The organism is Alphaproteobacteria bacterium (assembly GCA_039980135.1).
In the GTDB taxonomy this organism is placed as follows: Bacteria; Pseudomonadota; Alphaproteobacteria; order UBA6615; family UBA6615; genus UBA8079.
In genome coordinates this window covers 1,121,071-1,145,236 of the sequence record JBDXCV010000003.1, presented here as the reverse complement: position 1 = coordinate 1,145,236, position 24,166 = coordinate 1,121,071, and the positions used below count along the sequence as shown (strand labels likewise).

Here is a 24,166-nt window from a genome sequence, read left to right as displayed (position 1 = left end):
CCCGGGAGCCCTTAAAAAAAACTTTCATCCGAACACCCGGCGCAGATCCGCGAGGCGCGCGTCGAGCGCATCGGGCGCATAGGCGAGCGGCGGCACCACGCCCCATATCGGTTTCGGCCAGGCCGCATCATGGGTGTGGCGCGCGACGACGTGAATGTGCAGCTGCGGGACCATATTGCCGAGCGCGGCGACGTTGACCTTGTCGGGCGCGAACAGCTCCACCAGCGCCTCACTCGCGCGGGCGATCTCGCGCCCCGCGGTCACCATGTCGTCGGGCGAAAGGTCGTGGAAGTCCCGCAAATCCGGGCGTACGGGCACCAGCACCAGCCACGGATAATTGGCGTCGGTCAGCAACAACACCTCGCACAGCGGCCAGGCGCAGACGGACACCGTGTCGGCGGCAAGCTGGGGATGGAGTTCGAATTCGGGCACGGCATCCGGGTCATTTTCGGGTTGCGGGGCGGACAGTCTAGCGCGAAGGGGGCGAGACCTCATCCGGCTAGTGCAGACGGCCCGCCTGATGCACACTCGAACCACGGACACGAAAACGAGGAACGCCATGAAAGCCGTCTGGTACGAGGAACTCGGCCCCGCCCGCGAGGTGCTGACATATGGCGAGATGGACGCCACCGACCCAGCGCCCGGCGAGGTCCGCGTGAAGCTGTACGCATCGGGGGTGAACCCGGCGGATGTGAAGCGGCGGGGGCTTGGCACCTACGGCATGGAGCATCCGCGCATCATCCCCAACAGTGACGGCGCGGGGATCGTCGACGCCGTCGGTGGTGATGTGTCGGGCCTCGAAAAAGGTCAAAGGGTCTGGCTGTTCAACGGCCAGCGTCAGGGCCGCGCGCTCGGCACGGCAGCGGAGTACATCACGCTGGATGCCTGGCTGGTGGCGCCTCTGCCCGATGCGCTCGGCTTCGACGCGGGCGCCTGCCTGGGCATCCCCTGCATGACCGGCCACCACAACGTGTTCTCCGACGGTCCCGTCACCGGCAAGACCATCCTCGTCACCGGCGGTGCCGGGGCGGTCGGCCATTACGCGGTGCAGTGGGCGCGCTGGGGTGGCGCCACGGTGATCGCGACGGTCAGCTCCGAGGCGAAAGCCGCCCACGCGACGACCGGCGGCGGCCATCACACGATCAATTACCGCGACCCGGACGCCGTGGACCAGATCCTCGGACTGACAGACGGGCGCGGCGTCGACCGCGTCGTCGAGGTCGACCTGGCCGCCAATCTCTCCCTGACATCCAAAGTCCTCGCGACCGGCGGCACGATCTCGGTCTACGCGACCACCGGCGACCCGGAAAACCTCATGCTGCGGATGGCGCTGCGCAACGCGATCGTGCGGTTCATGGTCCTGCACAGCGTACCCCGCGCCGCGATCGACGCCGCGCGTAACGACATCACGGCATGGCTTGCCGAAGGCCACGGGCTGCATACCGTCGCGGGAACGTTTCCGCTGGATCAATGCATCGAGGCCCATGAGTTCGTCGAGACGGGCGACAAGCTGGGCACCGTGATTGTCCGGCCGGCGGAATAGCGCAGATCTGGTACAGGGAGAGGACATGCCGATGAGGATCACGCGCACCGAATGGGCGGTACTCGCCACGACACTGGCCTATATCGCGGGGTTCGGCGCGGTCTTCATGTCGACGGGAAACCGCGAGTTCCTCTGGTACGTCATCACGCTGCTGATCCTTGTTGCCATGGTCGGCGCGGGCCAGCGCAAGGCGGCCTTTCCGCCCGCGATCCTCTGGGCACTTTCGCTATGGGGGTTTGTGCATATGGCCGGCGGCGGTGTGCCGGTCGGCGATACCGTGCTCTATGCCCAGATCATCGTGCCAATCGCCGGGTCCGGTGACTTCGTGCTTCTGCGCTATGACCAGCTGGTTCATTTCTACGGTTTCGCCATCACCGCATGGTTGCTGTGGCATCTTTTGCGGCGACATTTCCCGGCCATGGACGGCAGCTTGAGCACCTATGTGTTCGCCGTCCTGGGCAGCATGGGGCTCGGGGCCGTGAACGAGATCATAGAGTTCGCAGCGGTCGTCATGTTTCCGCAGACCAATGTCGGCGGCTACGTGAACACGGCCCTTGATCTCGTCTTCAATGCCGCCGGCGCCGCCACCGCCATGATCATCGCGAAGATCGTCACCCGCGCCGAACGCAAAAATAAATCCGGGGCTGGCGGCGCGGGATAGATTGCCAAACAGTCACGGTTTTGTGACATAAAGAACCCGGTGGGGAGTTTCGAAATTCCGGGCGCGCATGGCGGCCGCATCCCTTGCGGAGGTTTCAGTTGAGTATCGTTTTCGAAGGGGGGCCGGACGCCATCACGGGCGACGGCAGACAACGGAATATTGTCGGCTATGCGCTGACATTCCTGCTTTGGCCGGGCATTCTCGCTGCCTGTCTTTACGGCACCTGGCTGGGCTTCGAGGCTGGCCATTCCGCAATCTACTTCAACATCACCTATCTGCTGCTCGCGCTGAGCCTGTTCACGCTTGAGCGCGTGCTGCCCCACGAGCGCAACTGGCTCGCCAATGACGGCCAGATCGGCCCCGATCTCGCCCACACACTGCTGAACAAGGGCTTCGCCCAGGTGCTGGTCGTGGTCGGCGTGACCATCGGCGTCGCCGAGGTCGCGGCCAGCAAGGGCGGCGGCTACTGGCCCGGCGACTGGCCGCTGGCCCTGCAGATCATCCTCGGCATGGTGATCGCGGAGGCCGGCATGTATATCGCCCACCGGGTTGCCCATGAGTGGTCGGCGCTCTGGCGCTTCCACGCCGTGCACCACAGCGCGCCGCGCCTCTGGTTCTTCAACACCGGGCGCTTCCACGTGGTCGATACGGTCGCCAGCATCCTGCTCAGCCAGCCGCTGCTGTTCCTCGCCGGCGCGCCGTCGGAGGTGTTCATCTGGGTAAATTCAATCACGGCCTTCATCGGCATGCTGACCCATTGCAACATCGAGATGCGGTTCGGGCCGCTGAATTACATATTCAACACGCCCGCGGTGCATCGCTGGCACCATTCGCGCAACCCGGCGGAAGGCAACAGCAACTATGGTGAGAACCTGATGCTGTACGATGTCCTGTTCCGGACCTTCTACTGCCCGAAACGCCGCCCGCCGGCCGATATCGGGATCGACGGGCCGATGCCGGCGAGCTTCGCGGGCCAGGTCGCCCAGCCCTTCCGGCGCAATCAGGCGGCCCTGCCGGTCTCAACGGGCGGCGACGACTAGGCCCACCGGTATCTACTGCGCATCGTGAAAAATGACGCCCAACGTTGTGCGCGTGCCCGTGTGCAACCGGCTCACCCCGTGGCGCATGTTCGCCCGATAGAATCCCCGCGCGCCCTCTACCGGCCGGTAGCGTACCGGAAAGATCACGGCATCGCCGCGCGCAAGCGGGACCACCTCGACCCGTGACTGCTGGCGCGGGCGCTGCTCTGTCAGGGCGAGCTCGCCGCCGGTAAAGTCGCGCGCCGGATCGGACAGCAGAATCGTCGCCTGCAGCGGGAAGACCGCGTCGCCATACAGATCCTGATGCAGCCGGTTGTGATCCCCCGGCCCGTAGCGCAGCAACAACGGCGTGGGCTTTGTCTGCCCCACCGCATGACAAAGGTCGAGATAGGCGGCGTGATCGGCCGGGAAATATTCGTCCGTGCCCAGCAGAGCGTTCCAGCGGTTGGCGATAACCGCGAGCGGGGGATAGAGGCCCTCGCGCAAGGCCTGCACCAATGTCGGCAACGGCGCATCGAAGTATTTGTACTCGCCCTGACCGAAACCATGCCGGGCCATGATCACCCGGCTGCGGAAACCGTCATCGGCGTCATAGCGCTTCGCCATGGCCACACATTCCCGGGCATCCAGCAATTTCGGGATGATCGCAAAGCCCTGCGCGTCGAGCGCGGCCGCCAGTTCGTCCGCATCCACTGCCGCAAGCCGCGTGTTCAGTTTCGGCATCCAAAAGTCCCCGCATTCACCGACCGGGACAGCCTGTCGGGTCACGGCGCGGCGCGCCACCCGCTTCTTGCGCTATCGCGCAACCATTCCCGGGCGGCGCAGAAGCATCCAGACGAATGCGGCGACCTGCAGAGCCAGCGCGATACCGAACGCCGCGCGGTAGCCCATCACCGAATAGGCCCCGTCGGCACCGACCGGCCAGAGGTTGATGATCTCCCCCATGCCCCATTGCAGGGCGAAGGCCGCCGCGAAGATCAGCAAATTCTGCGCCGTGCTCGCCCGCCCGGCCAGCTCCGGCGGAAAGGCAAGCGCAAGGACCGAGAAGACCACCACGCCCGCCGTGCCGGTGGCGCCGAAGGCGAACCAGAGCAGTGCCGGTGCGGATGTCCATTCGAGCAGCACCAGCGCCTGGACGAGGATGAACAGGCCCATGCCCACCGCCGCCGTGACGAGGGGCTGGATGTTGCGCCGCGCGAGCCGCTCGGCGGCGAAACCGACCACGAGGTTGCCGATCACGAACCCGGCCGCACCCGCCAGAAGGGTGAAGCTGACGGTCCGGGAATCGAGTCCGGCGATGTCCCGCAGCCACGGCCCGGCCCACAGGGTCTGGATGGCGAGGAATCCACCCTGGGACAGCGCCGCCAGTGGTGCGACGCGCCAGAACACGCCGCTGCGATAGATCGAGAACATGCCGCGAATGCGCCCCGCAATCGGCTCGCCCGCGCCCGCACGGACGCGTTCGGGTGCGACGAACCAGATCATCACGGCGACAACAAAGGTCGCGATCGCCAGCGCGACGAAGCCGTAGCGCCAGCCGACGATGCTCACCAGCGCTTCGGTCGGCGCGGTCGCGACCATCGCGCCCAGCCCGCCGAAGGCGACGATCAGCCCGTTCATCAGGGGCAGCTTGTCCCCCGGATACCATTCGCTCATCGCCTTGAAGGCCCCCATCAGGCAGGCGGCCACGCCGAGCCCGATCAGCGCCCGGCCGATCAGGAGACTCCACAGCCCCTCGCCGATGGAGAACAGGAACGCGCCGATGGCCGCGACCAGCAGCAGGCCGGTCACCACCCGGCGCGGGCCGTGGCTGTCCAGAAAGATGCCGACGGGAATCTGGGCCGAGGCGAAGGCGATGAAATAGGCGCTGGTCAGCAGGCCCAGCTGGCCCGGCGAGAGCGACATCTCCAGCGCGAGATCGGGGCCGATCACCGCGTTCACGGTGCGGTACAGATAGGAGAAGAAGTAGCCGAGCGCGAAGGGCAGGAAGATCAGCGCGAACAGACGTATCGTCGGCGGCCGGTCTCCCGGCGGGGCGTGAATATCCGCCATCTAGCGGCCGCGGAATTTCGGCTTCTCGCGCGCCTTGAACGCGTTGTAACCGGCCATGTAATCCTCGCTGTCCGCATAGTCGAACTGCGCCTCGAGCTCCGCCCGGCTCAACGGGCGCGGATCGGCGAGCCGCTTGAGCGCGGCCCGGTGATAGCGGTGCGACAGCGGCGCGCCGTCGGCGATCCGCCGCGCGGCCTTCATGACGTCTTCTTCAAGCTCGGCATCGGGCACGACCCGGGTGAGCAGGTTCTTCGCCAGCGCCTCGTCGGCCGAGATCGCCCGGCCTTCGAGCAGGATCTCGGCGGCGACGGCGCGGCCGCCGGCCTCGACCAGATACTCGACCAGATGGTAGCCGAGGAAGAGGCCGATATTCTTCGCCGGGACGCCGAAGCGGCCGGACTCGCCCGAGATGCGCAGATCCGCCGCCAGCGCCAGCTCGAACCCGCCGCCGATGCAGAAGCCGTGGATCATGGCGATGACCGGATGGCGCGAATTGCGCACGCCGAGAAACGCGCGGTCGGTGGCCGCTTCATAGGCCTTCACCTTCCGGCGGTCGGACCGCTCGGCCTCGAAATTGGTGATGTCCGCCCCGGCGCAGAAGGCCTCGTCGCCCGCGCCGCGCAGCACGATGCAGCGCAGATCGTCGTCCTCGCCCAGGGCATCGATGGTGTCGCCGACGGCGACCCAGTCTTCCTGGCGCAGCGCATTGCGCTTCTCCGTGCGGTGCAGGGACACGATGGCGATGTCGTCGCGGCGCTCGACCTGAACGGTGTCGGACATGGGGTTCTCGCTTTGTGGGAACGGCCTAACGATGGGTCACGCAGTATCGCGCAAATCGGGTTGGGTGGCGAGGTGTGCGGGCACTAAACTCCAGTCGTCATACGCGGACTTGATCCGCGTATCTCTTGCTCAGATCAAAACGCCATAGAGATCATCCCAATCAGGATTTGCCGCCTCTATCAGGTCGATTTTCCACGCGCGAGACCAATGTTTTATTGTCTTCTCACGCTGGATTGCGTCTCGCATGTCGTCAAAGCGTTCGGCATGAACCAGCCGCTTCAGCCGGTAGCGGCTGGAGAAACCTTCGACAAAACCCTCACGATGCTCCCATGCACGACGCGCAATGTCTGAGGTTACGCCGACGTAAAGCGTACCTCCGTGCCGGTTCGTGACGATGTAGACCCAGCCGCCGGGCATGGCCGTTTCTCCCTCGGCGAGATTTTAGCCGAGATGCCCGGATCAAGTCCGGGCATGACGCAGGTGGGGTTGAGAGACGAGATGCCCGGATCAAGTCCGGGCATGACGCAGGCGGGTTGAGAGACGAGATGCCCGGATCAGGTCCGGGCATGACGCAGGTGGAGTTCGGGCATGACGGGAATTTTTAATGGGTCAGCCGATCAACCCCGCGCCCGGGTTCTTCTGGTCCCGGAGTTTCTCGTCGGAGAACCAGGTGAGCGTGTCCTCGATTGTCTCGCGGGGCACATCACGGGTGATGAACACGATCCGTGTGCGCCGGTCGTCCGACGGCCATTCGTCGAGCACGGCGGGCGGGTGGAACACATGCTGGACCCCGTGGACCACCACGGGCCTGTCCATCTCGGCCACGTTGACGATCCCCTTGATGCGCAGCAGGTCCGGGCCCTTGAGCATCATGATCGTGTCGAACCACTGCTCCAGCGCGTCGAGGCGCAGCGGCTCGTCATAGGTCACGCAGAATGAGGTGATGTGGTCGTCATGGCGGTTCACGTCATGGCCATGATGGTCATGATTGTGAGCATGGTCGTGGGAATGGTCATGCCTGTCGCCGTCCTCACCTTCCGCACTGTCGGCGTAGGCCTCGTCACGCAGCCAGCGCTCCACATCCGTGGTCTTGGTCGTCGGGTCATACAGCCCGGCGTTGAACAGCATCGCCGGGTCCACGTCGCCATCCAGCACCGTGATTCGCGGTGCGGCGGGGTTGGCCGCGACCAGCCGTTCTTCCAGCGTTTTGCGGGTTGCCTCGTCGGCGATATCGCTCTTGGTCAGCAGCAGCCGGTCGGCGACCGCCACCTGCTTCACGGACTCGAACTGCTTGTCCAGCGTATCCGCGCCGTTTGCGGCATCGACGGTGGTGATCACCCCGTCGAGGCGGAAATAGTTGGTCACCAGCTCGTCCGACATGAGCGTGTGCAGGATGGGCGCGGGATCGGCCAGGCCCGTGGTCTCGATCAGCACCCGGTCGAAGGAGGGCACGTCCTCGCGCAGGCGCAGCATCATCATGTCGCGCAGCGTGTTCACCAGATCGCCGCGCACGGTGCAGCACAGGCAACCGCTGTTGAGCAGCACCATGTCCTCGCTGCCCGCGACCATCAGCTCGTGATCGAGGCCGACCTCGCCGAACTCGTTGACGATGACGGCGGCCTTGTCCATGCGCGGGTCGTGCAGCACATGGTTCAGGACCGTCGTCTTGCCGCTGCCGAGGAAGCCGGTCAGCAGGGATACCGGGATCAGTTCGGCCGGCGTTTCCGGTGCGGTTTCTGGTGCTTCTTCGCTCATTCTCGTCTCTCAAATCTCGTCGCCCGCTTGACATTCGCCGGGCGGAAACCGTTATAACACGCGCGAAACCGGGTGCCGCAATGCGCACCCCATACAGAAAGCCGTCCGATGTCAGATAGTCCCATGTTTGCCGCGCGCCAGACCATCGAGCAGGTCGAGGAAGGCCATGAGCTGGCCCCGAAATTCGATGCCGACGGCCTGCTGCCGGTCGTGACCACCGACGCCGAGAGCGGCGAGGTGCTGATGCATGGCTACATGAACGCGGAAGCCCTGACCAAGACGATTCAGACCGGCGAGGCCCATTACTGGTCCCGCTCGCGCAAGGTCCTTTGGCACAAGGGTGCGACGTCCGGGCTGGTGCAGAAGGTCAAGGAGATCCGCATCGACGACGATCAGGACGCGGTGTGGCTGCGGGTCGACGTGCAGGGCGGTGCGAGCTGCCATGTCGGCTACCGGTCCTGCTTCTTCCGCTCGGTGCCGGTCGGTGCCGCGGACGACGCAACCGTCGCGCTGAATTTCGAGGAAACGGAAAAGGTCTTCGACCCGGTCGAGGTCTATGGCGACGCGCCGAACCCGACGAAGCTCTAAAAACATCGTCATGCCCGCGCAGGCGGGCATCCATACACTCGAGCGCTAACCCGATCATGCATCGGTGTTTATGGACTCCCGCCTTCGCGGGAGTGACGAGAGGGGTGGTTTGAGAGCACCGCCAAATTCGTCATGCCCGGACTTGATCCGGGCATCTCGTCCGGGTCTGTGCCGAGATACGCGGATCAAGTCCGCGTATGACGATCTATTAGAGTCCGGGCATGACGGAGACGAGGTCATGGGGACCGGACGGGTTTGAAACCCGCCCCTACCGAACCGCTGACCGAATGTAGGGGCGGGTCTGCGACCCACCCTCGCCGTTCCAGGCGCCTACAGCGTCTCCAGGAACCGCACCGGCACGCCCACGGGCGCATCCGCCAGTTCGCCGTCGCGCATCACCACGTTGCCGCGGATGATGGTGCACACGGGCCAGCCGGTGATGTTCATGCCCTCATAGGGCGACCAGCCACATTTATAGGCCAGCCAGTCGGCGGTGATCTCGCGCTTCGCCTTCAGGTCGACCAAGGTGAAATCGGCGTCGTAGCCCTGGGCGATGCGGCCCTTGCCGGCGATGTTGAAGATGCGTTGCGGGCCGGAACACAGGAGATCGACCAGTCGCGCGAGGCTGAGCCGCCCGTTCGCCACATGATCGAGCATCACGGCCACGGTCGTCTGCGCGCCGGGCATACCGGACGGACTGGCGGGATAGGGCTGGGCCTTTTCCTCTTTCGTGTGGGGCGCGTGATCCGAACCGATGACATCGAACACGCCCTGTTCGATCCCGCGCCACAGCCCGGCGCGGTGGGCCTCGCCGCGGATCGGCGGGTTCATCTGGGCATAGCTGCCGAGCCGGTCGTAGCAGTCGGGCGCGGCCAGGGTCAGATGCTGGGGCGTGACCTCGCATGTCGCCACGTCCTTGTATTGCGCGAGAATCTCCACCTCGTCGGCCGTCGTGATGTGGAGCACATGCACGCGGCGCCCGGTCTCCCGCGCGATGGACAGCAGGCGCCTGGTCGAACGGATCGCGGTTTCCTCGTCGCGCCAGACCGGATGGGACGACGGGTCACCCTCGACCCGTTCACCCTTGCGTTCGTTCAGCCGGTACTCGTCTTCCGAATGCACCGACATCCGCCGGGTGCCGTTGGCGAGCACCCGCCTGACCGTCTCGTCGTCGGGCACCAGCAGGTCCCCCGTCGAGCTGCCCATGAACATCTTCACCCCGCAGCAGCCGGGCACGCGCTCGAGCTCGGCCAGATCGTCGGCATTGTCCGCCGCCGCCCCCATGAAGAAGGCATGATCGGTCCAGGACCGGCCCGCGGCGCGGGAAATCTTGTCGGCGAGCGCTTCCGCGCTGGTGGTGAGCGGATTGGTGTTGGGCATCTCGAAGACGGCCGTGATGCCACCGAGTGCTGCGGAACGCGTGCCGGATTCGAGGTCTTCCTTCTGCTCGTTGCCGGGCTCGCGGAAATGCACCTGGCTGTCGATCATGCCGGGCAGGACGGTCAGGCCTGCGGCATCGACGATTTCGCCGGCATCGGCTGTGCCCAGGTCGCCGACTTGGGCGATGCGCCCGTCGCGCACGCCGACGTCGGTTCGGGCCAGTCCGCCGGTGGCCCAGACATCGCCACCCCTGATGATCAGATCGTAAGTTTCAGTCATGGCGTATTCGTATCATTCGACGGCCTTCACTGAACAGAGGAGGTCATCCACAGGCGGTGTCATTCGGTGCCTTCATCGGTCAGCTCGACGGCGAAATCGGCCATCACCTCCAGCACCCCCCCGGTCGCCTCGCGATGGGGGGTGTGGCCGCAATCGGGCACCATCACGGCGTCGACCGGGCCCGCGGATTGTCTTCCGATGGCCGCGGGCTGCGCCTCGGTGCCGTATTCATCGTCCACGCCCTGGATCACAAGCGTCGGGCAGGTGATCGCGGGCAGGTATTCCTCGATGTTCCAGTCCCGAAACGCGGGGCTGAGCCAGATATCGTTCCAGCCCCAAAACGTCTTGTCCCCGTCCGTGTGGCGGCGCGCAATGCGTGCCGGGAGATCGGTGGTCTCATAGGCGGTCTTCGCGGCCTCGATCCCGGCGATACTCGCATCCTCGACGAAGAAATGCGGCGCCTCGAGGATCAGGCCGCGGACCGGCCATTCACCGGCGCCGGCGTGGATGGCGGCGATGGACGCGCCGTCGCTATGGCCGACGAGGATCACATCATCGAGATCGAGGGCGTCGCGGACAACCGGCAACACCTCCAGTGCTTCGGTGTGCATGTAGTCAACGGCGCGGGACGCTTCCAGCACGTCGGAACCGCCATAGCCGTAGCGGGAATAGACAAGCGCCGGCAGCCCGGTTGCTTCGGTGAGCAGCGCGGGGAAATCCCGCCAAAGGCCGGCCGATCCGAGCCCTTCATGGAGAAAGATCAGCGCCGGACCCTCGCCGTCATGCGCGGCCGTCCAGTAATATTCGAGGCGGCGACCGGCGGCAGTCAGGTGCTGCATCTCGGGCTTGGAAGCGGGTGCCATCGAATAATTACCTCGGTGAGCGGGCGGGTGTCGCCAATTGGTCGGAACGACCAATTGTTGAGTCAACAATGTGTCGGGCTTCGACTACTGTTCTAGCGGGAAAAGGGAGGAGAATGCGATCCCATGATCGCCTTCGAAACACATCCGGATCGCTACCGCCACTGGCGGGTCGCCGTCGACGGGCGGGTCGCCACGCTGACCCTCGACGTGGACGAGGCCGGCGGGCTGGCCCCGGGCTACGAACTCAAGCTCAATTCCTACGATCTCGGCGTGGATATCGAGCTGTATGACGCGATCCAGCGGCTGCGGTTCGAGCATCCCCAGGTCGCGGTCGTGGTCATCACCTCGGCGATGGACCGGGTGTTCTGCGCCGGGGCGAACATCCCCATGCTCAAGGGCTCGAGCCACGATCACAAGGTGAATTTCTGCAAGTTCACCAACGAGACCCGCAACGCCATCGAGGATGCCAGCGCGAACTCCGGCCAGGCCTATATCGCCATGGTGAACGGCACGGCGGCGGGCGGCGGTTACGAACTCGCACTCGCCTGCGACGAGATATTGCTGATCGACGACGGGTCGAGCGCGGTGTCCCTGCCGGAGGTGCCGCTGCTTGCGGTGCTGCCGGGCACGGGCGGGCTGACCCGGGTGGTGGACAAGCGCCATGTGCGCCGCGACCGGGCGGATTTCTTCTGCACGACAGGTGAAGGTCTGCGCGGAAAACGCGCGCTCGAATGGAAGCTGGTGGACGCGCTGGTGCCGCGATCGAAACTCGACGAGACGGTCGGAGACCGCACCGCCGCGCGGGTCGCGGAAAGCGACCGCCCGGCAGATGGAAACGGCATCGAACTGACGCCGCTCGTGCGCGAGATCAGCGACACGGCTCTCACCTATCCCAACGTCACGGTCGCCCTCGACCGTGACGCGCGCACCGCGACGTTTACCGTGCGCGGGCCCGCCGAAGCGCCGCCCGAAGACACGGACGGCATACATGCGGCGGGGGCAGACTTCTGGCCGCTTGCGGTCGCGCGGGAACTCGACGATGCGATCCTGCATCTGCGCTTCAACGAGACCGAGATCGGCAGCTGGGTATTCCGCACCGAGGGCGACAGCGAGATGGTCGCGGCCCATGACGCGGCATTGCTGGAACATGGCGACGACTGGCTGGTGCGCGAAATCACGCTCTATCTGCGCCGCACGCTGAAACGCATTGACGTGTCCGCGCGCTCCCTGCTGGCCCTGATCGAACCCGGCTCCTGCTTCACCGGCACCCTGCTGGAACTGGCGCTGGCCGCCGACCGCTCCTACATGCTCGACGGGCAGTTCGAGGAAGACGGCAGCAACCTGCCGCCCGCGACCATCCACCTGACCGCGATGAATACCGGCCCGCTTGCGATGTGCACCGGGCTGACCCGGCTGCAGACGCGTTTTTATGGCGACGACGACGCGCTGGCCGCGGTCGAGGCCGAGACCGGCAATGACCTAGAGGCCATCGACGCCGAGGAGCTGGGTCTGGTCACCTTCGCGCCAGACGACATCGACTGGGAGGATGAAGTCCGGCTGGCCATCGAGGCGCGCGCGGCGTTCTCGCCCGACGCGCTGACGGGCATGGAGGCGAGTTTGCGCTTCCCCGGCCCCGAGACCATCGAGAGCAAGATTTTCGCGCGGCTGAGCGCGTGGCAGAACTGGATTTTCCAACGCCCCAACGCCGTGGGCGACGACGGCGCGCTGGAGCTGTTCGGCACCGGCAAACAACCCGAGTTCGACCGCAGGCGGGTCTGAGATCATGAAAGCCGATTACAACGAGATAATCCCCAACAACGTCCATCTGGGCGACGACCGGCGCCTGCTGCGCGCGCTGGAGCGCTGGCACCCGGCCTATATCCAGTGGTGGAAGGATATGGGGCCGGTCGACTCCAACGAGATCGAGGTCTATCTGCGCACGGCGATCAGCGTCGACACCGACGGCTGGGCCCATTTCGACCATGTGAAGATGCCCGACTATCGCTGGGGAATTTTCCTCGCCGAGCCGGACCCGGACCGGAAGATCGCCTTCGGCGCCCATAAGGACGAGCCGGTCTGGGCGGACGTACCGGGCGAGTACCGGTCCGAGCTGCGCCGCCTGATCGTGACCCAGGGGGACACCGAGCCCGCCTCGGTGGAGCAGCAGCGCCAGCTGGGCCGCACCGCGCCCTCGCTCTACGATCTGCGGAACCTGTATCAGGTGAATGTCGAGGAAGGCCGCCATCTCTGGGCGATGGTCTATCTGCTGCACGCCTATTTCGGGCGCGACGGGCGCGAGGAGGCCGACGAGATGCTCGAACGCCATGCCGGCGACCCGGACCGCCCGCGCATCCTCAAGGCCTTCAACGAACAGACCGACGACTGGCTGTCCTTCTTCATGTTCACCTATTTCCAGGACCGGGACGGCAAGTTCCAGCTGGCGGCACTGGCGGAATCCGGCTTCGACCCGCTGTCGCGCACCTGCCGCTTCATGCTGACGGAAGAGGCCCATCATATGTTCGTGGGCGAGACCGGGGTCATGCGGATCTTGCAGCGGACGTGCGAATTGATGCGCGAGCATGACAGCACGGACGTGCGGCCGTTCGGCGGGATCAACCTGGAGACGATCCAGAAATGGATCAACTTCCACTATTCGATCTGCCTCGACCTGTTCGGGTCGGAGCGCTCCACCAACGCCGCCAACTATTTCTCCATGGGGCTCAAGGGGCGCTATCAGGAGACCAAGCTGGACGACGACCACAAACTCGACGGGGAGCAGCTGGAGATCGCCAGGGTGACCGACGACGGCGGCATCGACACCGAGACCATCGCGGCGCTGACGGCGATGAACCTGAAACTGCGCCAGGACTACACCGCCGACAGCCAGCGGGGCCTGAACCGCTTCAACAAGATGATTGCGGCGCATGACATCGACGTCGAACTCACCCTGCCCGACGAGAAGTTCAACCGCTCGATCGGCATCTATTCCGGCATCGAGGCGACGCCGGAGGACGAACTGATCTCGGCCGAGGAATGGGCCAGGCGCAAGGCTGAATGGCTGCCGACCGACGAGGACCAGGCCTATGTGAACTCCCTGATGGTGCCGGTCACCGAGCCGGGCAAGATGGCCAGCTGGATCGCCCCGCCCAGGCGCGGCATCCACGGCCAGCCCATCGACTACGAATATGTGCTGTTTCACTGAGCGGTGATGCCATGACTCCCAACACCGTCACCGTCGATACATCGACCAGCCCCGCGAAACTCGACTTCGCCGCGCAGTTCAACGTGGCCGTGGCCTTCATCGACCAGCACGTCACGGAAGGCCGGGGCGACCGGATCGCGATCCGCAGCGACGATGGCGACACGGCCTACGCCCAGCTGGCCGAAGGCGTGAACCGGGCGGGCAACGCGCTGGCGGCGCTGGGGCTGGAACATGGCGACCGCGTGATCCTCGCCATCAAGGACTGCCCGGCCTTCTTCTTCGCCTTCTGGGGCGCGATCAAGGCGGGCTTCGTGCCCGTACCGGTGAACACCTTGCTCCGGGCGGGGGATCTGCAGTTCATCATCGAGGATTCGGGCGCCGCCTGCGTCGTCTGGTCGCCGGAATTCGCCGCGGCCTTGGAACCGGCCATCGCCGCGGCCGCCCCGGCGCATGATTTTCCCACGGAGGGCGGTACCGGCGCGGACGACAGCAGCCTCGCCGCGCGGATGGCCAACGCCGCGCCCGACCTCGAAGCATCGCCCGCGACGGCCGACGCCGACTGTTTCTGGCTCTACACGTCGGGTTCTACCGGGACACCGAAAGGCGCGGTGCATGCCCACCGGGACATGGTGGTGACCAGCCAGTATTACGGGGTCGAGACGCTGGGGGTGACCGCGGACGACGTCCACTTCTCCGCCGCCAAGCTGTTCTTCGCCTACGGGCTCGGCAACGCGATGACGTTTCCGTTGTGGACCGGCGGCCAGGCGGTGCTGTTCGCCGGGCGGCCGACACCGGATATCATGGCCGACCATATCGAACGCTACCGCCCGACGATCTACTACGCCGTGCCCACCCTGCTCGCGGCCCAGCTCCACGCGCTGGAGGGCGGCGATGCGGATTTGTCGAGCCTGCGGATGTGCGTGTCGGCGGGCGAGCCGCTCCCCGCCAGCCTGTTCGCGCGCTGGCGCGAACGCACCGGCCTGACCATTCTCGACGGGATCGGCACGACGGAAATCCTGCACATCTTCATCTCCAACCGTCCCGGCGACGCCCGGCCCGGCGCCACGGGGAAGCTGGTGCCGGGCTACGAGGCGCGGATCGTCGATGACGACGAGAACCCCGTCGCCATCGGCGAGATCGGCCATTTATTGATCAAGGGCGATTCCGTCACCTCGCGCTACTGGAACCAGCCCGAACGCACGGCCGCGGCCATCGCCGACGGCTGGATCCGCACGGGGGATTCCTATTCGGTCGACGCCGAGGGCTACTTCACCTGCCAGGGGCGCAGCGACGACATGCTCAAGGTCGGCGGCATCTGGGTCTCGCCGGTGGAGATCGAGGCCCGGCTCGTGGCCCATGACGCGGTGCTCGAGGCGGCGGTCATCGGCCGCCCGGACGACGAAGAGCTGATCAAGCCCGAGGCCTATGTGATCCTGAAGAACCCCGGCGACGCGTCCGGTGAGCTGGCCGAAGCGCTCAAGACCTTCTGCCAGGAAGAACTCGCGCGGTACAAATATCCCCGCTGGGTGCATTTCGTGGACGAACTGCCGAAGACGGCGACGGGGAAGATTCAACGGTTCAAGTTAAGGGGTTAAAATTTCGTCCCTGCTTGACTGTTGCATTGAAGTTTTATCGCCACAACGCGGCGTGGACCAACACCCAATACAGAGAACGATGAGCATAGTTCCTACAAACTTAGACAGCTTGCACCAGCAGGAAGAAACATTTCGAACAAAGGCTCTGGAGCTTTTGGAAGCTGATAAGAAGCTCCGACTGCATCTCCAAGTTGTAGAATCAGCAATGAACCTTGCTGACTTGCATCGACAGTTTGAAACGGAAGACGAGGATTTGAAAGTAACCCAAATACTCGGAATGCGAATTTTCAACGCTCTAGGCGCAAGTCTGAAATTGGCTCTTTCCGGCTATTCACAGAATAGCGCAATCATCATGCGCGACATTTTGGAGACAGTTTTTCTATTGGACTTGTTTCGTGGAGACCGAGCGCAGATCGAGACATGGAGATTTGCCGACAGGATAACTCGTATGAAAGAGTTCTCTCCGGCAAAAATCAGAAAAAAACTGGATAAGCGTGACGGTTTCACGACTAAGAAACGAGGCGAAGTTTACGATCTATTTTCAGAGCTTGCAGCGCACCCAAATATGAAATCGTCATGGATGATGCGACCTCAAAAGAACGGAGACGCGGTCATCGGGCCCTTTATCGAGAAAGAGATATTGACTGCGGTTCTCTCCGAAATGGGGAAGTTAGCGGTCCAAGTCGGCGAAATGATCGATTCTTTTCTTCCCATCTCATGGGAGGGAGCAAAATACGCTCGCGTCGAGTTCCATCGCGTCAAAACTGAGTGGCTACAAACCTTCTATACAGACTAGGAGACATGACAGTGACCATCATTGCGAACTGTGCTCTCTGTGAGACATCCATTGACGATAAACCTCACGAACACCATTGGAAGTATGTGAGGCAATGGGACGTGACGATCTGTCGAATCTGCAAACAATCTAACTGGGATGGAATTGTCATTGAGCATCATCCCAATCTCGAAGCGAAAATCAGATCCTTAGGTCTCCAACTAGAACTCGATCAAAAGGGGCGTCTGAGGATCCCAAACTAGAAATGTTAGCTCAGGGCCTGGCCCAGGCATCTCGCCAAACCCGCTCGCACCGAGATTCGAGATGCGCGGATCAAGTCTGCGCATGACGTGATTTTTTCCATGACCGACTTAGTTCTGATTTTGCGATATTCCGTCATATGAAAGTACTAGGCCATCCTCTCTCGATCTCCATTCTTCAATCGCAACATCAAACGTTTCACATGAACTTATACTGTTGATGCGGTCCCCAAGGAGATCCTCCAAGACAAATCTGGTTGAAGTCCACAAACGCACCACGTGGTGTATCGAGTCAGGAAGCAGCGATGCAACTGGTGGCATGACATGACTGTAGCCAGCGAGCATCAGACGGGCCTTCGGGTTTGGATGCCCTCCAATGTCACAGTGTGTCCAATACTCTCGATCGCTGAAAAGTCCATCAGAACGCTTCCGCATCCTTTGTGGAGTGAACTCTTTACGTAGTGTTTCCCCGTCTGCATGCAGCCACATCTCCAGATTCTTAATATCCAAGTACCCCATAAACATCAGGTACTCGACCTCGACAATTTGTCGGAGAACCACAGAAGCAGAGTAAAAGCGGTCCGAACGTATTTCGTTAGCCACAGTTCCGAACAACTCGGAGCATATACGACACAACAAAACCAACGCTCTTGAGCAATCTTGCTTCTCATCATTGACTACTGAATCGACTGCCAAGTAGGTGCCGACAGCCACATAGGTGGCTAGTGCCTCATCAAGCACTTTCCAACGCGCCGCTACGATCTGGTTATTGGAACCAGCGTCAATAAACCTCTTTCTAATCTCTGCAGCGCTTTTCAAGTCGTGCTTTGCCACTTCGCATCTCCCACTTGCTAGCTCGCAGACATAGCAAAGTATCAAGTTAGTCCAATGGATTGGGAGTAGAATCAGAAGGAGTGCTTATCAAACCCCCAAATACCGCGCCTGAAGCGCCGCGTCGGCGCGCAACTCGTCCGACGTGCCGGTCCAGACCACCCGGCCCTTCTCGACGATGTGGTGTCGGTCGGCGATGCGGGTCAGCGCGTCCACATTCTTGTCGATCACCAGGATCGACTGGCGGGCGGTCTTGAGGTCGGCGAGGCAATTCCAGATTTCCGTCCGGATGAGCGGCGCCAGCCCCTCCGTGGCTTCGTCGAGGATGAGCAGTTGCGGGTTGGTCATCAGGGCGCGGCCGACCGCCAGCATCTGCTGTTCACCGCCCGACAACTGATTACCCGCACTCTCCAGCCGCGGCGCCAGCCCGGGGAACAGGTCGATCACCTTGTCGAAATTCCAGCTCTCGCCCTCCCCGCGGCGCTTGCGCGCGGTGGCGATCAGGTTTTCGCGCACGGAGAGATTGGGGAAGATCTGCCGCCCTTCGGGCACCAGCCCGATGCCCGCCTGGGCCACCCGGTAGGACGGCAGGCCCTGGATGCCCACGCCCTCGAACATGATCCTGCCGCCATGGGGGCGCATGATCCCCATGATCGTGCGCACGGTCGTGGTCTTGCCCATGCCGTTGCGGCCGAGCAACGTCGCGACCTCACCGGTGCCGACCGTGAGGTCCATGCCGAACAGAACCTGGCTGTCGCCGTAGGAGGCCTCGATGGCGCGCACCTCGAGCATCAGGCCGTCTCCTCGCTTGCATCATCACCGAGATAGGCCGCGCGCACCGACGCGTCGTTGCGGATTTCGTCGGGCGTGCCCGTGGCGATCGCCCGGCCGTAGACCAGCACCGTGATCCGGTCGGCCAGCGCAAACACCGCGTCCATGTCGTGCTCGATCAGCAGCATGGTGTAGTCGCCCTTGAGCGCCTTGAGGAAGTCGATCATCCCTTGGCTTTCCTCGGGCCCCATGCCGGCCATCGGCTCGTCGAGGAGCAGGAAGGTCGGGTTCGTGGCCAGCGAGATCGCGATCTCGAGCTGGCGCTGCTCGCCATGGGCGAGGTTGCCGGCCTTCACGTCGGTCCGCTCTCCGAGGCCGACCTTTTCCAGCAGCGCGCGGGCCGGTTCGCGCAAGCTCTCGTCGCGCGCGGCGGGTTTCCAGAAGCGGAAGCTGTGGCCCTGCCCGGCCTGGACCGACAGCATGACATTCTCCAGCACCGTGAAGTCCCGGAAGATACTGGTGATCTGGAACGACCGCGCCAGCCCCTGCTTGACCCGCGCGGGGGCCGACAGGCGGGTGATGTCGCGCCCTTCGAACAGGATCTCACCGCCGTCGGGCTTGAGCAGGCCCGACAGGAGATGCACCAGCGTGGTCTTGCCCGCACCGTTGGGGCCGATGACCGCGTGGATCTCACCGCGCGCGGCCTCGAGGGAGAGATTGTCGGTCGCCGTCAGGCCGCCGAAGCTCTTTTGCAGCGCGCGGGCTTCCAGGCTTATTTCCGGCGTGACGCTATTCACGGTCCGACCCCCTTGTCAGAACGCCGCGTCAGGAGCCCGTGGATGCCGCCGCGCGCGAACAGCACGACCAGCACCAGGAACGGCCCGAAGATGATGTGCCAGTGGATCGTCCAGGTCGACAGGATCTCCGACAGCATGAGGAAGACGAACGCGCCCGTGACCGGGCCGAACAATGTGGACATGCCGCCGAGCACCACCATGAAGATCAGCTCACCCGAGCGCGGCCAGTTCATCATGTCGGGCGAGACGAACCGCTCGAAATTGGCCTGGAGCAGCCCGGCGATCCCGCACATCACGCCGGCGATGACGAAGGCGATCAGCCGGTATCTGTAGGTCGAGACGCCGACCGCCTGGACCCGCGTGTCGTTGGATTTCGCCGCCCGCATCACCACGCCGAAGCGGGAATGGACGAGCTTCCAGCTGATGAACACGCTCGCCAGCAGGACCGCGAAGATCGTGTAGTACATGGTCAGCTTGTCGTTCAGGTCGAAGAAGCTCACGCCGAAATCGCTGCGCGAGAGGATGTTGAGCCCGTCGTCGCTGCCGTAGCGCTCGGCGCTGACGGACAGGAAGAAGATCATCTGGGCCAGCGCCAGCGTGATCATGATGAAATACACGCCTTTGGTGCGCAGGCTGATCGCGCCGAAGATCAGCGAGATGAGCGCGCAGGCGCCGATCGCCGCCGGCCACTGGATCCAGGCGCTGGTGATGCCGTGGAAGGCGAGGATGCCGATCGTGTAGCCGCCGATCCCCAGATAGACCGCGTGGCCGAAGCTGATCATGCCGCCATAGCCCATGATCAGGTTGAGGCTGACCGCGGCGATCGCCCAGATCATGATCCGCGCGAAGACGATCACGTAGAAGGGCTCGCCCAGCGCGGGTGCCAAGAAAGGCACGACCGCGCACAGGCCGACCACGATGAGGGTCAGGATATTCGCCGGGCTTCTGAGATGCTCCATCATCGCCGCTACCCCGCGCCCTTGGGCGGGAACAGCCCCTGGGGCCGGAAGAACAGGATCGCGGCCATCAGGATGTAGATCATCATCGACGACAGGGCGGGCCCGGCGGACTCGGCCGCGTTCTCCGGCAGGAACAACAGCAGGAAGACATCGAGGAAGGACCGCCCCATGGTGTCGATCACGCCGGTGACGATGGAGGCGATAAAGGCGCCCCTGATCGAGCCGATGCCGCCGATGACGATCACCACGAAGGCGAGAATGAGCACATCCTCGCCCATGCCGATCTGGGCCGCGGTGATGGGCGTGATGATCAGCCCCGCGAGCCCGGCGAGCACCGCACCGATCCCGAAGACGATGGAGAACAGCAGCGGGATGTTGACGCCCAGCGCCCCGGCCATGGTGCGGTTGGACGCGCCGGCACGGATCAACATGCCGATGCGGGTGCGCGAGACGAGGATGTAGAGCCCCAGCGCGACCAGCAGGCCGACCGCGATGATGACGATCCGGTAGACCGGGTAGGTGATGGCACCCAGCGCCACCGTGCCGTCGAGGAAGTCCGGCAGGGGAACGACGAGGCCCTCAGGCCCCCAGACAAGGCGCGTCGCCTCATTGAAGAACAGAATTAGCCCGAAGGTGGCCAGCACATGATCGAGGTGATCGCGCGGATAGAGCGTCCGCAGGGTCGTCATCTCGACGATGATGCCGATGATCAGCATGGCCGGGATCATCAGCACCACGCCGACGATGAAGGACCCCGTCACCAGGGTGATGGTGCCGCCGACGAACGCGCCGATCATAAACATCGACCCGTGGGCAAGGTTCACCAGATCCATGATGCCGAACACCAGGGTCAGCCCGGCGGCCATCAGGAACAGGATGATGCCGAGCTGAAACCCGTTCAGGAATTGTTCGGTGAGGAGGACGTAGTCCATCGCGCCCTGGCGGTGATTGGCTTCAGATATGCAAGCGGGGATGCCTGCGCATCCCCGCCCACACGATCGAATTCACGAAAGCCTATTTCATCTTGCACTGGCTGGCATAGGGGTCCTGATGGTTGGTCAGGACGGCCTTGCCGACCGCCGTCGTCCAGTTGCCGTCGGCATCCTTGACGACCGTGCGCTCGTAGAAGTTCTGGATGGGGAAATGATTGTTACCCATCGTGAACTTGCCACGCACGGAATCGAAGTCCGCCTTCTTGAGCGCGGCGCGCAGCCCGTCCGTGTCGTTCATGTCGCCATCGACGGCCGCGACCGCAGACGCGATGTAGTTGATCGCGTCATAACTCTGCGCGGCATAGAAGGACGGGTAACGCCCGTATTTCTTGCGGAAGTCGCCGACGAACTTCTTGTTCGCCGCATTGTCGAGATCCGGCGCCCAGAACTGGGTCATCTTGGTGCCCAGCACGGTCTCCATGCCCGCCTTCTGGAACAGCGGCAGGCTGATCGAGTCCAGCGTGTAGACCGAATAGAGCGGCACCTGGCCCTCGAGCCCGGCCTGCTGATACTGCTTGATGAAGGCCGGTCCGGCCGGTCCCGGGTAGAAGGTGAAGACCCCGTCGGGCTTCGCCGCCTTGACCTTGGACAGCTCGGCCGACCAGTCCCGCTGGGACGGCCAGACGGTCATGTCCTTGCCGACGACCTTGCCCTTGAAGGTGCGTTCCACGCCCGCAACCATGTTCTGGCCGGCGGCATAGTTCGGCGCCACCAGATAGAGCGACTTGACCCCCTGCTGGTTGAGCAGCTCGCCGAGCGCCATCGGGGTCTGGTCGTTCTGCCAGGCGATATTGAAGAAGTTGGCGTTGCACTGCGCGCCGGCCAGCGGCGACGGGCCGGCGTTGGCGCTGATCAGAATCTTGTCCGCGTTGAGCACAACCGGTGCCGAGGCCAACAGCACGTTTGACCAGATGTAGCCCGTGACAATATCCACATTGTCGCGGAGCACCAGGCGTTCGGTGGCCTGCTTGCCCTTCTGCGAATTGAACTCGTCATCGGCATAGACGATTTCGATATCGTCGTCGCCGATCTTGCCGCCGAGATGTTCCACGGCCAGTTCGACGGCGTCGCGCATGTCCTTGCCGATGACCGCCACGGGGGTCGTCAGGGTGGTCACGAAACCGATCTTGATGTCCGCGGCGGCCGGCGACGCCAGAAGCGTCAGGGCCGCAGCCGTTCCAAGCATTTTCTTGAGCATTTTCAACTCCTCCCTAGAGATTTTCCCTATCGGACCATATCGCCCGACCGATGGAAAGCACCGAACGCGTAAGTCTTTCGGCTGAACCGCAAATTCAAGGCAAAACCGCCGTTGCCTCGATCTCGACCCGCGCCCGATCCTCGACCAGCGCCGAGACCTCGACCACCGACATGGCCGGAAAATGGGATCCCATGACGGACCGGTAGAAACCGCCCACGCCCCTGGGATTTTCCAGATAGGCGCGCTTGTCGGTGACGAACCAGGTGAGCCGGGTGATGTGTTCGGGCCGTGCGCCCGCCTCCGCCAGCACCGCGCGGATATTCTCCAGCGCCTGGCCGACCTGGGGGGCGAAATCATCTGTCTCGAACATGCCCGTTTCCGGGTTCCAGCCAATCTGGCCGCCCACGAACACCAGACGGCCCGACGCGGCCATGCCGTTGGAATATCCCCTGGGCCGCGCCCAGCCTTCCGGTTGCAGTATCTCGATCATCGCTTTATGTTTCACCTCTATATATTTTAATCATAAAATAATAATGGCAACACGCACAAGGCCGAGATGACCAAACCTGCCCCACTGGACGGAAAACTGGCGATTGTCACCGGCGGCGGGCGGGGGATTGGCCGCGCCGTCGCGATGGCGCTCGCCGCGCGCGGCGCCGGCCTCGTCCTGCTGGGGCGGACCGAGCGCGATCTCAAGACGACCGCGGTCGAACTCCGCAACCAGCATGACGCAACCGTCCACGTCCGCACCCTCGACGTCACGGACGGGGCCGCCGTGGACGCGGCATTCGCGGAACTTGTCGCCGCGCTGGGCCCACCATCCATCCTGGTCAACAACGCGGGCGGCGCGGAGAGTGTGCCCTTCACAGGCCTGGACCGCAGCCGATGGGAGGACGCCCTGGCCCTGAACCTGACGAGCGTCTACGCCTGCATCCACGCCGCCCTGCCCGCGATGATCGCGGCCGGCTACGGGCGGATCGTCAACATCGCATCGACCGCCGGGCTGGAAGGCTTTCCCTACGTGACCGCCTATTGCGCGGCCAAGCATGGCGTGGTCGGCCTGACCCGGGCGCTTGCGCTCGAGGTCGAGGCCAAGGGCATAAACGTCAACGCGGTCTGCCCCGGCTACACTGATACCGGGATGCTGCAGGAAGCCATACGCAACATTGCCGCGAAGACCGGCCGGTCGGAGGCCGAAGCCCGCGACGAACTGGCGGGCGCCAATGCCGGCGGCCGGCTGGTCCAACCGGAAGAAGTCGGCGAGATGGTCGCCGCGCTGTGCGGCCCCGCCGCAAACGCCGTGACGGGCCAGGCGATCGAGATTACCGGCGCGGAGGACGGCTGATGCCGGACGGATCGAACAGTACCCGCGGCGATTTCGAGACCGGTCTCACGCCGGATGACCGGCTCGACCTGCGAACCTGGCTGCGGCTCCTGACCTGCACGAACATGATCGAGGGCGAAGTTCGCGAACGATTGCGCGCCGACTTCGACATCACCATCGCGCGGTTCGACCTGCTGGCCCAGCTCGACCGTGCAGATGCCGGTCTCACCATGGGTGAACTGTCACGCCGCCTGATGGTCACCAACGGCAATGTCACGTCGCTCATCGACCGGCTGGTCGGTGAAAATCTGGTCGCCCGACGGCCCGCCCCAAACGACCGGCGCGCCCAGATCATCGAACTTACATCCGAGGGCCAACGCGCCTTCACGAAGATGTCCGCGGCCCATGCGGGCTGGATCGCCAGCATGTTCGAGGGGGTCGACCGAAAACAGCTCGCGGCGCTGCATGAAAATCTCGCCCGCCTGAAGGGCGCGCTGATCGCCGACAAGGGAGACCGCTGA

General features: G+C 63.9%; 25 protein-coding genes. 10 read left to right on the top strand and 15 right to left on the bottom strand.

Translation table 11 applies throughout. The features are described 5' to 3' along the window. Positions 1 to 24: 24 nt before the first annotated feature. Positions 25 to 432 carry an HIT family protein gene (locus ABJ363_07470; GenBank protein MEP4378825.1) on the bottom strand — a complete coding sequence of 136 codons (408 nt, stop codon included), beginning with the start codon at positions 430 to 432 and terminating at the stop codon, positions 25 to 27. Positions 433 to 559: 127 nt separating this feature from the next. Here ABJ363_07470 and ABJ363_07465 point away from each other — a divergent pair, with 127 nt between their 5' ends. The 3 genes from ABJ363_07465 (at position 560) to ABJ363_07455 (ending at position 3,244) form a co-directional block, all read left to right on the top strand. Beyond that, positions 560 to 1,543, top strand: coding sequence for an NADPH:quinone reductase (locus ABJ363_07465; protein MEP4378824.1), 984 nt, complete (start codon positions 560 to 562; stop codon positions 1,541 to 1,543). A gap of 25 nt (positions 1,544 to 1,568) precedes the next feature. Further along, positions 1,569 to 2,204, top strand: a complete 636-nt coding sequence (locus ABJ363_07460; protein MEP4378823.1) for a DUF2238 domain-containing protein — start codon at positions 1,569 to 1,571, stop codon at positions 2,202 to 2,204. Between the two features lie 98 nt (positions 2,205 to 2,302). Further along, positions 2,303 to 3,244 carry a sterol desaturase family protein gene (locus ABJ363_07455; GenBank protein MEP4378822.1) on the top strand — a complete coding sequence of 314 codons (942 nt, stop codon included), beginning with the start codon at positions 2,303 to 2,305 and terminating at the stop codon, positions 3,242 to 3,244. 12 nt (positions 3,245 to 3,256) lie between these two features. Here the strand turns inward: ABJ363_07455 and ABJ363_07450 are convergent, their stop codons facing one another. The 5 genes from ABJ363_07450 to ABJ363_07430 all read right to left on the bottom strand — a co-directional run bounded on the left by ABJ363_07450 (position 3,257) and on the right by ABJ363_07430 (position 7,831). After that, positions 3,257 to 3,967, bottom strand: coding sequence for a 2OG-Fe(II) oxygenase (locus ABJ363_07450; protein ID MEP4378821.1), 711 nt, complete (start codon positions 3,965 to 3,967; stop codon positions 3,257 to 3,259). 72 nt (positions 3,968 to 4,039) lie between these two features. Beyond that, positions 4,040 to 5,296 (bottom strand): MFS transporter, encoded by a 1,257-nt coding sequence (locus tag ABJ363_07445; GenBank protein ID MEP4378820.1) that lies wholly within the window; start codon positions 5,294 to 5,296, stop codon positions 4,040 to 4,042. Beyond that, positions 5,297 to 6,076, bottom strand: coding sequence for an enoyl-CoA hydratase-related protein (locus ABJ363_07440; GenBank protein ID MEP4378819.1), 780 nt, complete (start codon positions 6,074 to 6,076; stop codon positions 5,297 to 5,299). Between the two features lie 129 nt (positions 6,077 to 6,205). Further along, complete coding sequence (locus ABJ363_07435) at positions 6,206 to 6,493, bottom strand: GIY-YIG nuclease family protein (GenBank protein ID MEP4378818.1); 288 nt, start codon at positions 6,491 to 6,493, stop codon at positions 6,206 to 6,208. A 192-nt stretch (positions 6,494 to 6,685) separates the two neighbouring features. Beyond that, a complete protein-coding gene (locus ABJ363_07430; protein MEP4378817.1) occupies positions 6,686 to 7,831 on the bottom strand; it encodes a GTP-binding protein in 1,146 nt (381 codons plus the stop codon). A 108-nt stretch (positions 7,832 to 7,939) separates the two neighbouring features. Here ABJ363_07430 and hisI point away from each other — a divergent pair, with 108 nt between their 5' ends. Then, positions 7,940 to 8,419 (top strand): phosphoribosyl-AMP cyclohydrolase, encoded by a 480-nt coding sequence (gene hisI / locus ABJ363_07425; protein ID MEP4378816.1) that lies wholly within the window; start codon positions 7,940 to 7,942, stop codon positions 8,417 to 8,419. A 330-nt stretch (positions 8,420 to 8,749) separates the two neighbouring features. Here hisI and ABJ363_07420 read toward each other — a convergent pair whose 3' ends face one another. Continuing rightward, positions 8,750 to 10,078 carry a dihydroorotase gene (locus ABJ363_07420; protein ID MEP4378815.1) on the bottom strand — a complete coding sequence of 443 codons (1,329 nt, stop codon included), beginning with the start codon at positions 10,076 to 10,078 and terminating at the stop codon, positions 8,750 to 8,752. 59 nt (positions 10,079 to 10,137) lie between these two features. Further along, positions 10,138 to 10,941 (bottom strand): alpha/beta hydrolase, encoded by an 804-nt coding sequence (locus ABJ363_07415; protein MEP4378814.1) that lies wholly within the window; start codon positions 10,939 to 10,941, stop codon positions 10,138 to 10,140. 123 nt (positions 10,942 to 11,064) lie between these two features. On the opposite strand from ABJ363_07415, the gene boxC reads away from it, so the two are divergent. The 4 genes from boxC to ABJ363_07395 all read left to right on the top strand — a co-directional run bounded on the left by boxC (position 11,065) and on the right by ABJ363_07395 (position 16,534). Continuing rightward, the gene (gene boxC, locus ABJ363_07410; GenBank protein ID MEP4378813.1) at positions 11,065 to 12,720 is read left to right on the top strand and encodes a 2,3-epoxybenzoyl-CoA dihydrolase; all 1,656 of its coding nucleotides are present in this window, start codon (positions 11,065 to 11,067) and stop codon (positions 12,718 to 12,720) included. Between the two features lie 4 nt (positions 12,721 to 12,724). After that, a complete protein-coding gene (gene boxB, locus ABJ363_07405) occupies positions 12,725 to 14,143 on the top strand; it encodes a benzoyl-CoA 2,3-epoxidase subunit BoxB (GenBank protein MEP4378812.1) in 1,419 nt (472 codons plus the stop codon). A gap of 11 nt (positions 14,144 to 14,154) precedes the next feature. Then, positions 14,155 to 15,738 carry a benzoate-CoA ligase family protein gene (locus ABJ363_07400; protein MEP4378811.1) on the top strand — a complete coding sequence of 528 codons (1,584 nt, stop codon included), beginning with the start codon at positions 14,155 to 14,157 and terminating at the stop codon, positions 15,736 to 15,738. A gap of 79 nt (positions 15,739 to 15,817) precedes the next feature. Continuing rightward, positions 15,818 to 16,534: a hypothetical protein gene (locus tag ABJ363_07395; GenBank protein MEP4378810.1), complete on the top strand. Its 717-nt coding sequence runs from the start codon at positions 15,818 to 15,820 to the stop codon at positions 16,532 to 16,534. A 350-nt stretch (positions 16,535 to 16,884) separates the two neighbouring features. Here ABJ363_07395 and ABJ363_07390 read toward each other — a convergent pair whose 3' ends face one another. The 7 genes from ABJ363_07390 to ABJ363_07360 form a co-directional block, all read right to left on the bottom strand. Beyond that, positions 16,885 to 17,607, bottom strand: a complete 723-nt coding sequence (locus ABJ363_07390; protein ID MEP4378809.1) for a hypothetical protein — start codon at positions 17,605 to 17,607, stop codon at positions 16,885 to 16,887. 87 nt (positions 17,608 to 17,694) lie between these two features. Further along, on the bottom strand, positions 17,695 to 18,396 hold the full coding sequence (locus tag ABJ363_07385; protein MEP4378808.1) for an ABC transporter ATP-binding protein: 702 nt from the start codon (positions 18,394 to 18,396) through the stop codon (positions 17,695 to 17,697). After that, positions 18,396 to 19,172: an ABC transporter ATP-binding protein gene (locus ABJ363_07380; GenBank protein ID MEP4378807.1), complete on the bottom strand. Its 777-nt coding sequence runs from the start codon at positions 19,170 to 19,172 to the stop codon at positions 18,396 to 18,398. Before ABJ363_07380 ends, ABJ363_07385 begins: the two co-directional genes overlap by 1 nt. Further along, positions 19,169 to 20,131 (bottom strand): branched-chain amino acid ABC transporter permease, encoded by a 963-nt coding sequence (locus ABJ363_07375; protein MEP4378806.1) that lies wholly within the window; start codon positions 20,129 to 20,131, stop codon positions 19,169 to 19,171. The genes ABJ363_07380 and ABJ363_07375 overlap by 4 nt, the downstream gene beginning before the upstream one ends. An 8-nt stretch (positions 20,132 to 20,139) precedes the next feature. After that, positions 20,140 to 21,063 (bottom strand): branched-chain amino acid ABC transporter permease, encoded by a 924-nt coding sequence (locus tag ABJ363_07370; GenBank protein MEP4378805.1) that lies wholly within the window; start codon positions 21,061 to 21,063, stop codon positions 20,140 to 20,142. An 82-nt stretch (positions 21,064 to 21,145) separates the two neighbouring features. Then, the gene (locus tag ABJ363_07365) at positions 21,146 to 22,321 is read right to left on the bottom strand and encodes an ABC transporter substrate-binding protein (GenBank protein ID MEP4378804.1); all 1,176 of its coding nucleotides are present in this window, start codon (positions 22,319 to 22,321) and stop codon (positions 21,146 to 21,148) included. Between the two features lie 94 nt (positions 22,322 to 22,415). Further along, complete coding sequence (locus ABJ363_07360) at positions 22,416 to 22,811, bottom strand: RidA family protein (GenBank protein ID MEP4378803.1); 396 nt, start codon at positions 22,809 to 22,811, stop codon at positions 22,416 to 22,418. Between the two features lie 66 nt (positions 22,812 to 22,877). Here ABJ363_07360 and ABJ363_07355 point away from each other — a divergent pair, with 66 nt between their 5' ends. Continuing rightward, positions 22,878 to 23,666 (top strand): SDR family NAD(P)-dependent oxidoreductase, encoded by a 789-nt coding sequence (locus ABJ363_07355; GenBank protein ID MEP4378802.1) that lies wholly within the window; start codon positions 22,878 to 22,880, stop codon positions 23,664 to 23,666. Continuing rightward, positions 23,666 to 24,166 (top strand): MarR family transcriptional regulator, encoded by a 501-nt coding sequence (locus ABJ363_07350; protein MEP4378801.1) that lies wholly within the window; start codon positions 23,666 to 23,668, stop codon positions 24,164 to 24,166. The genes ABJ363_07355 and ABJ363_07350 overlap by 1 nt, the downstream gene beginning before the upstream one ends.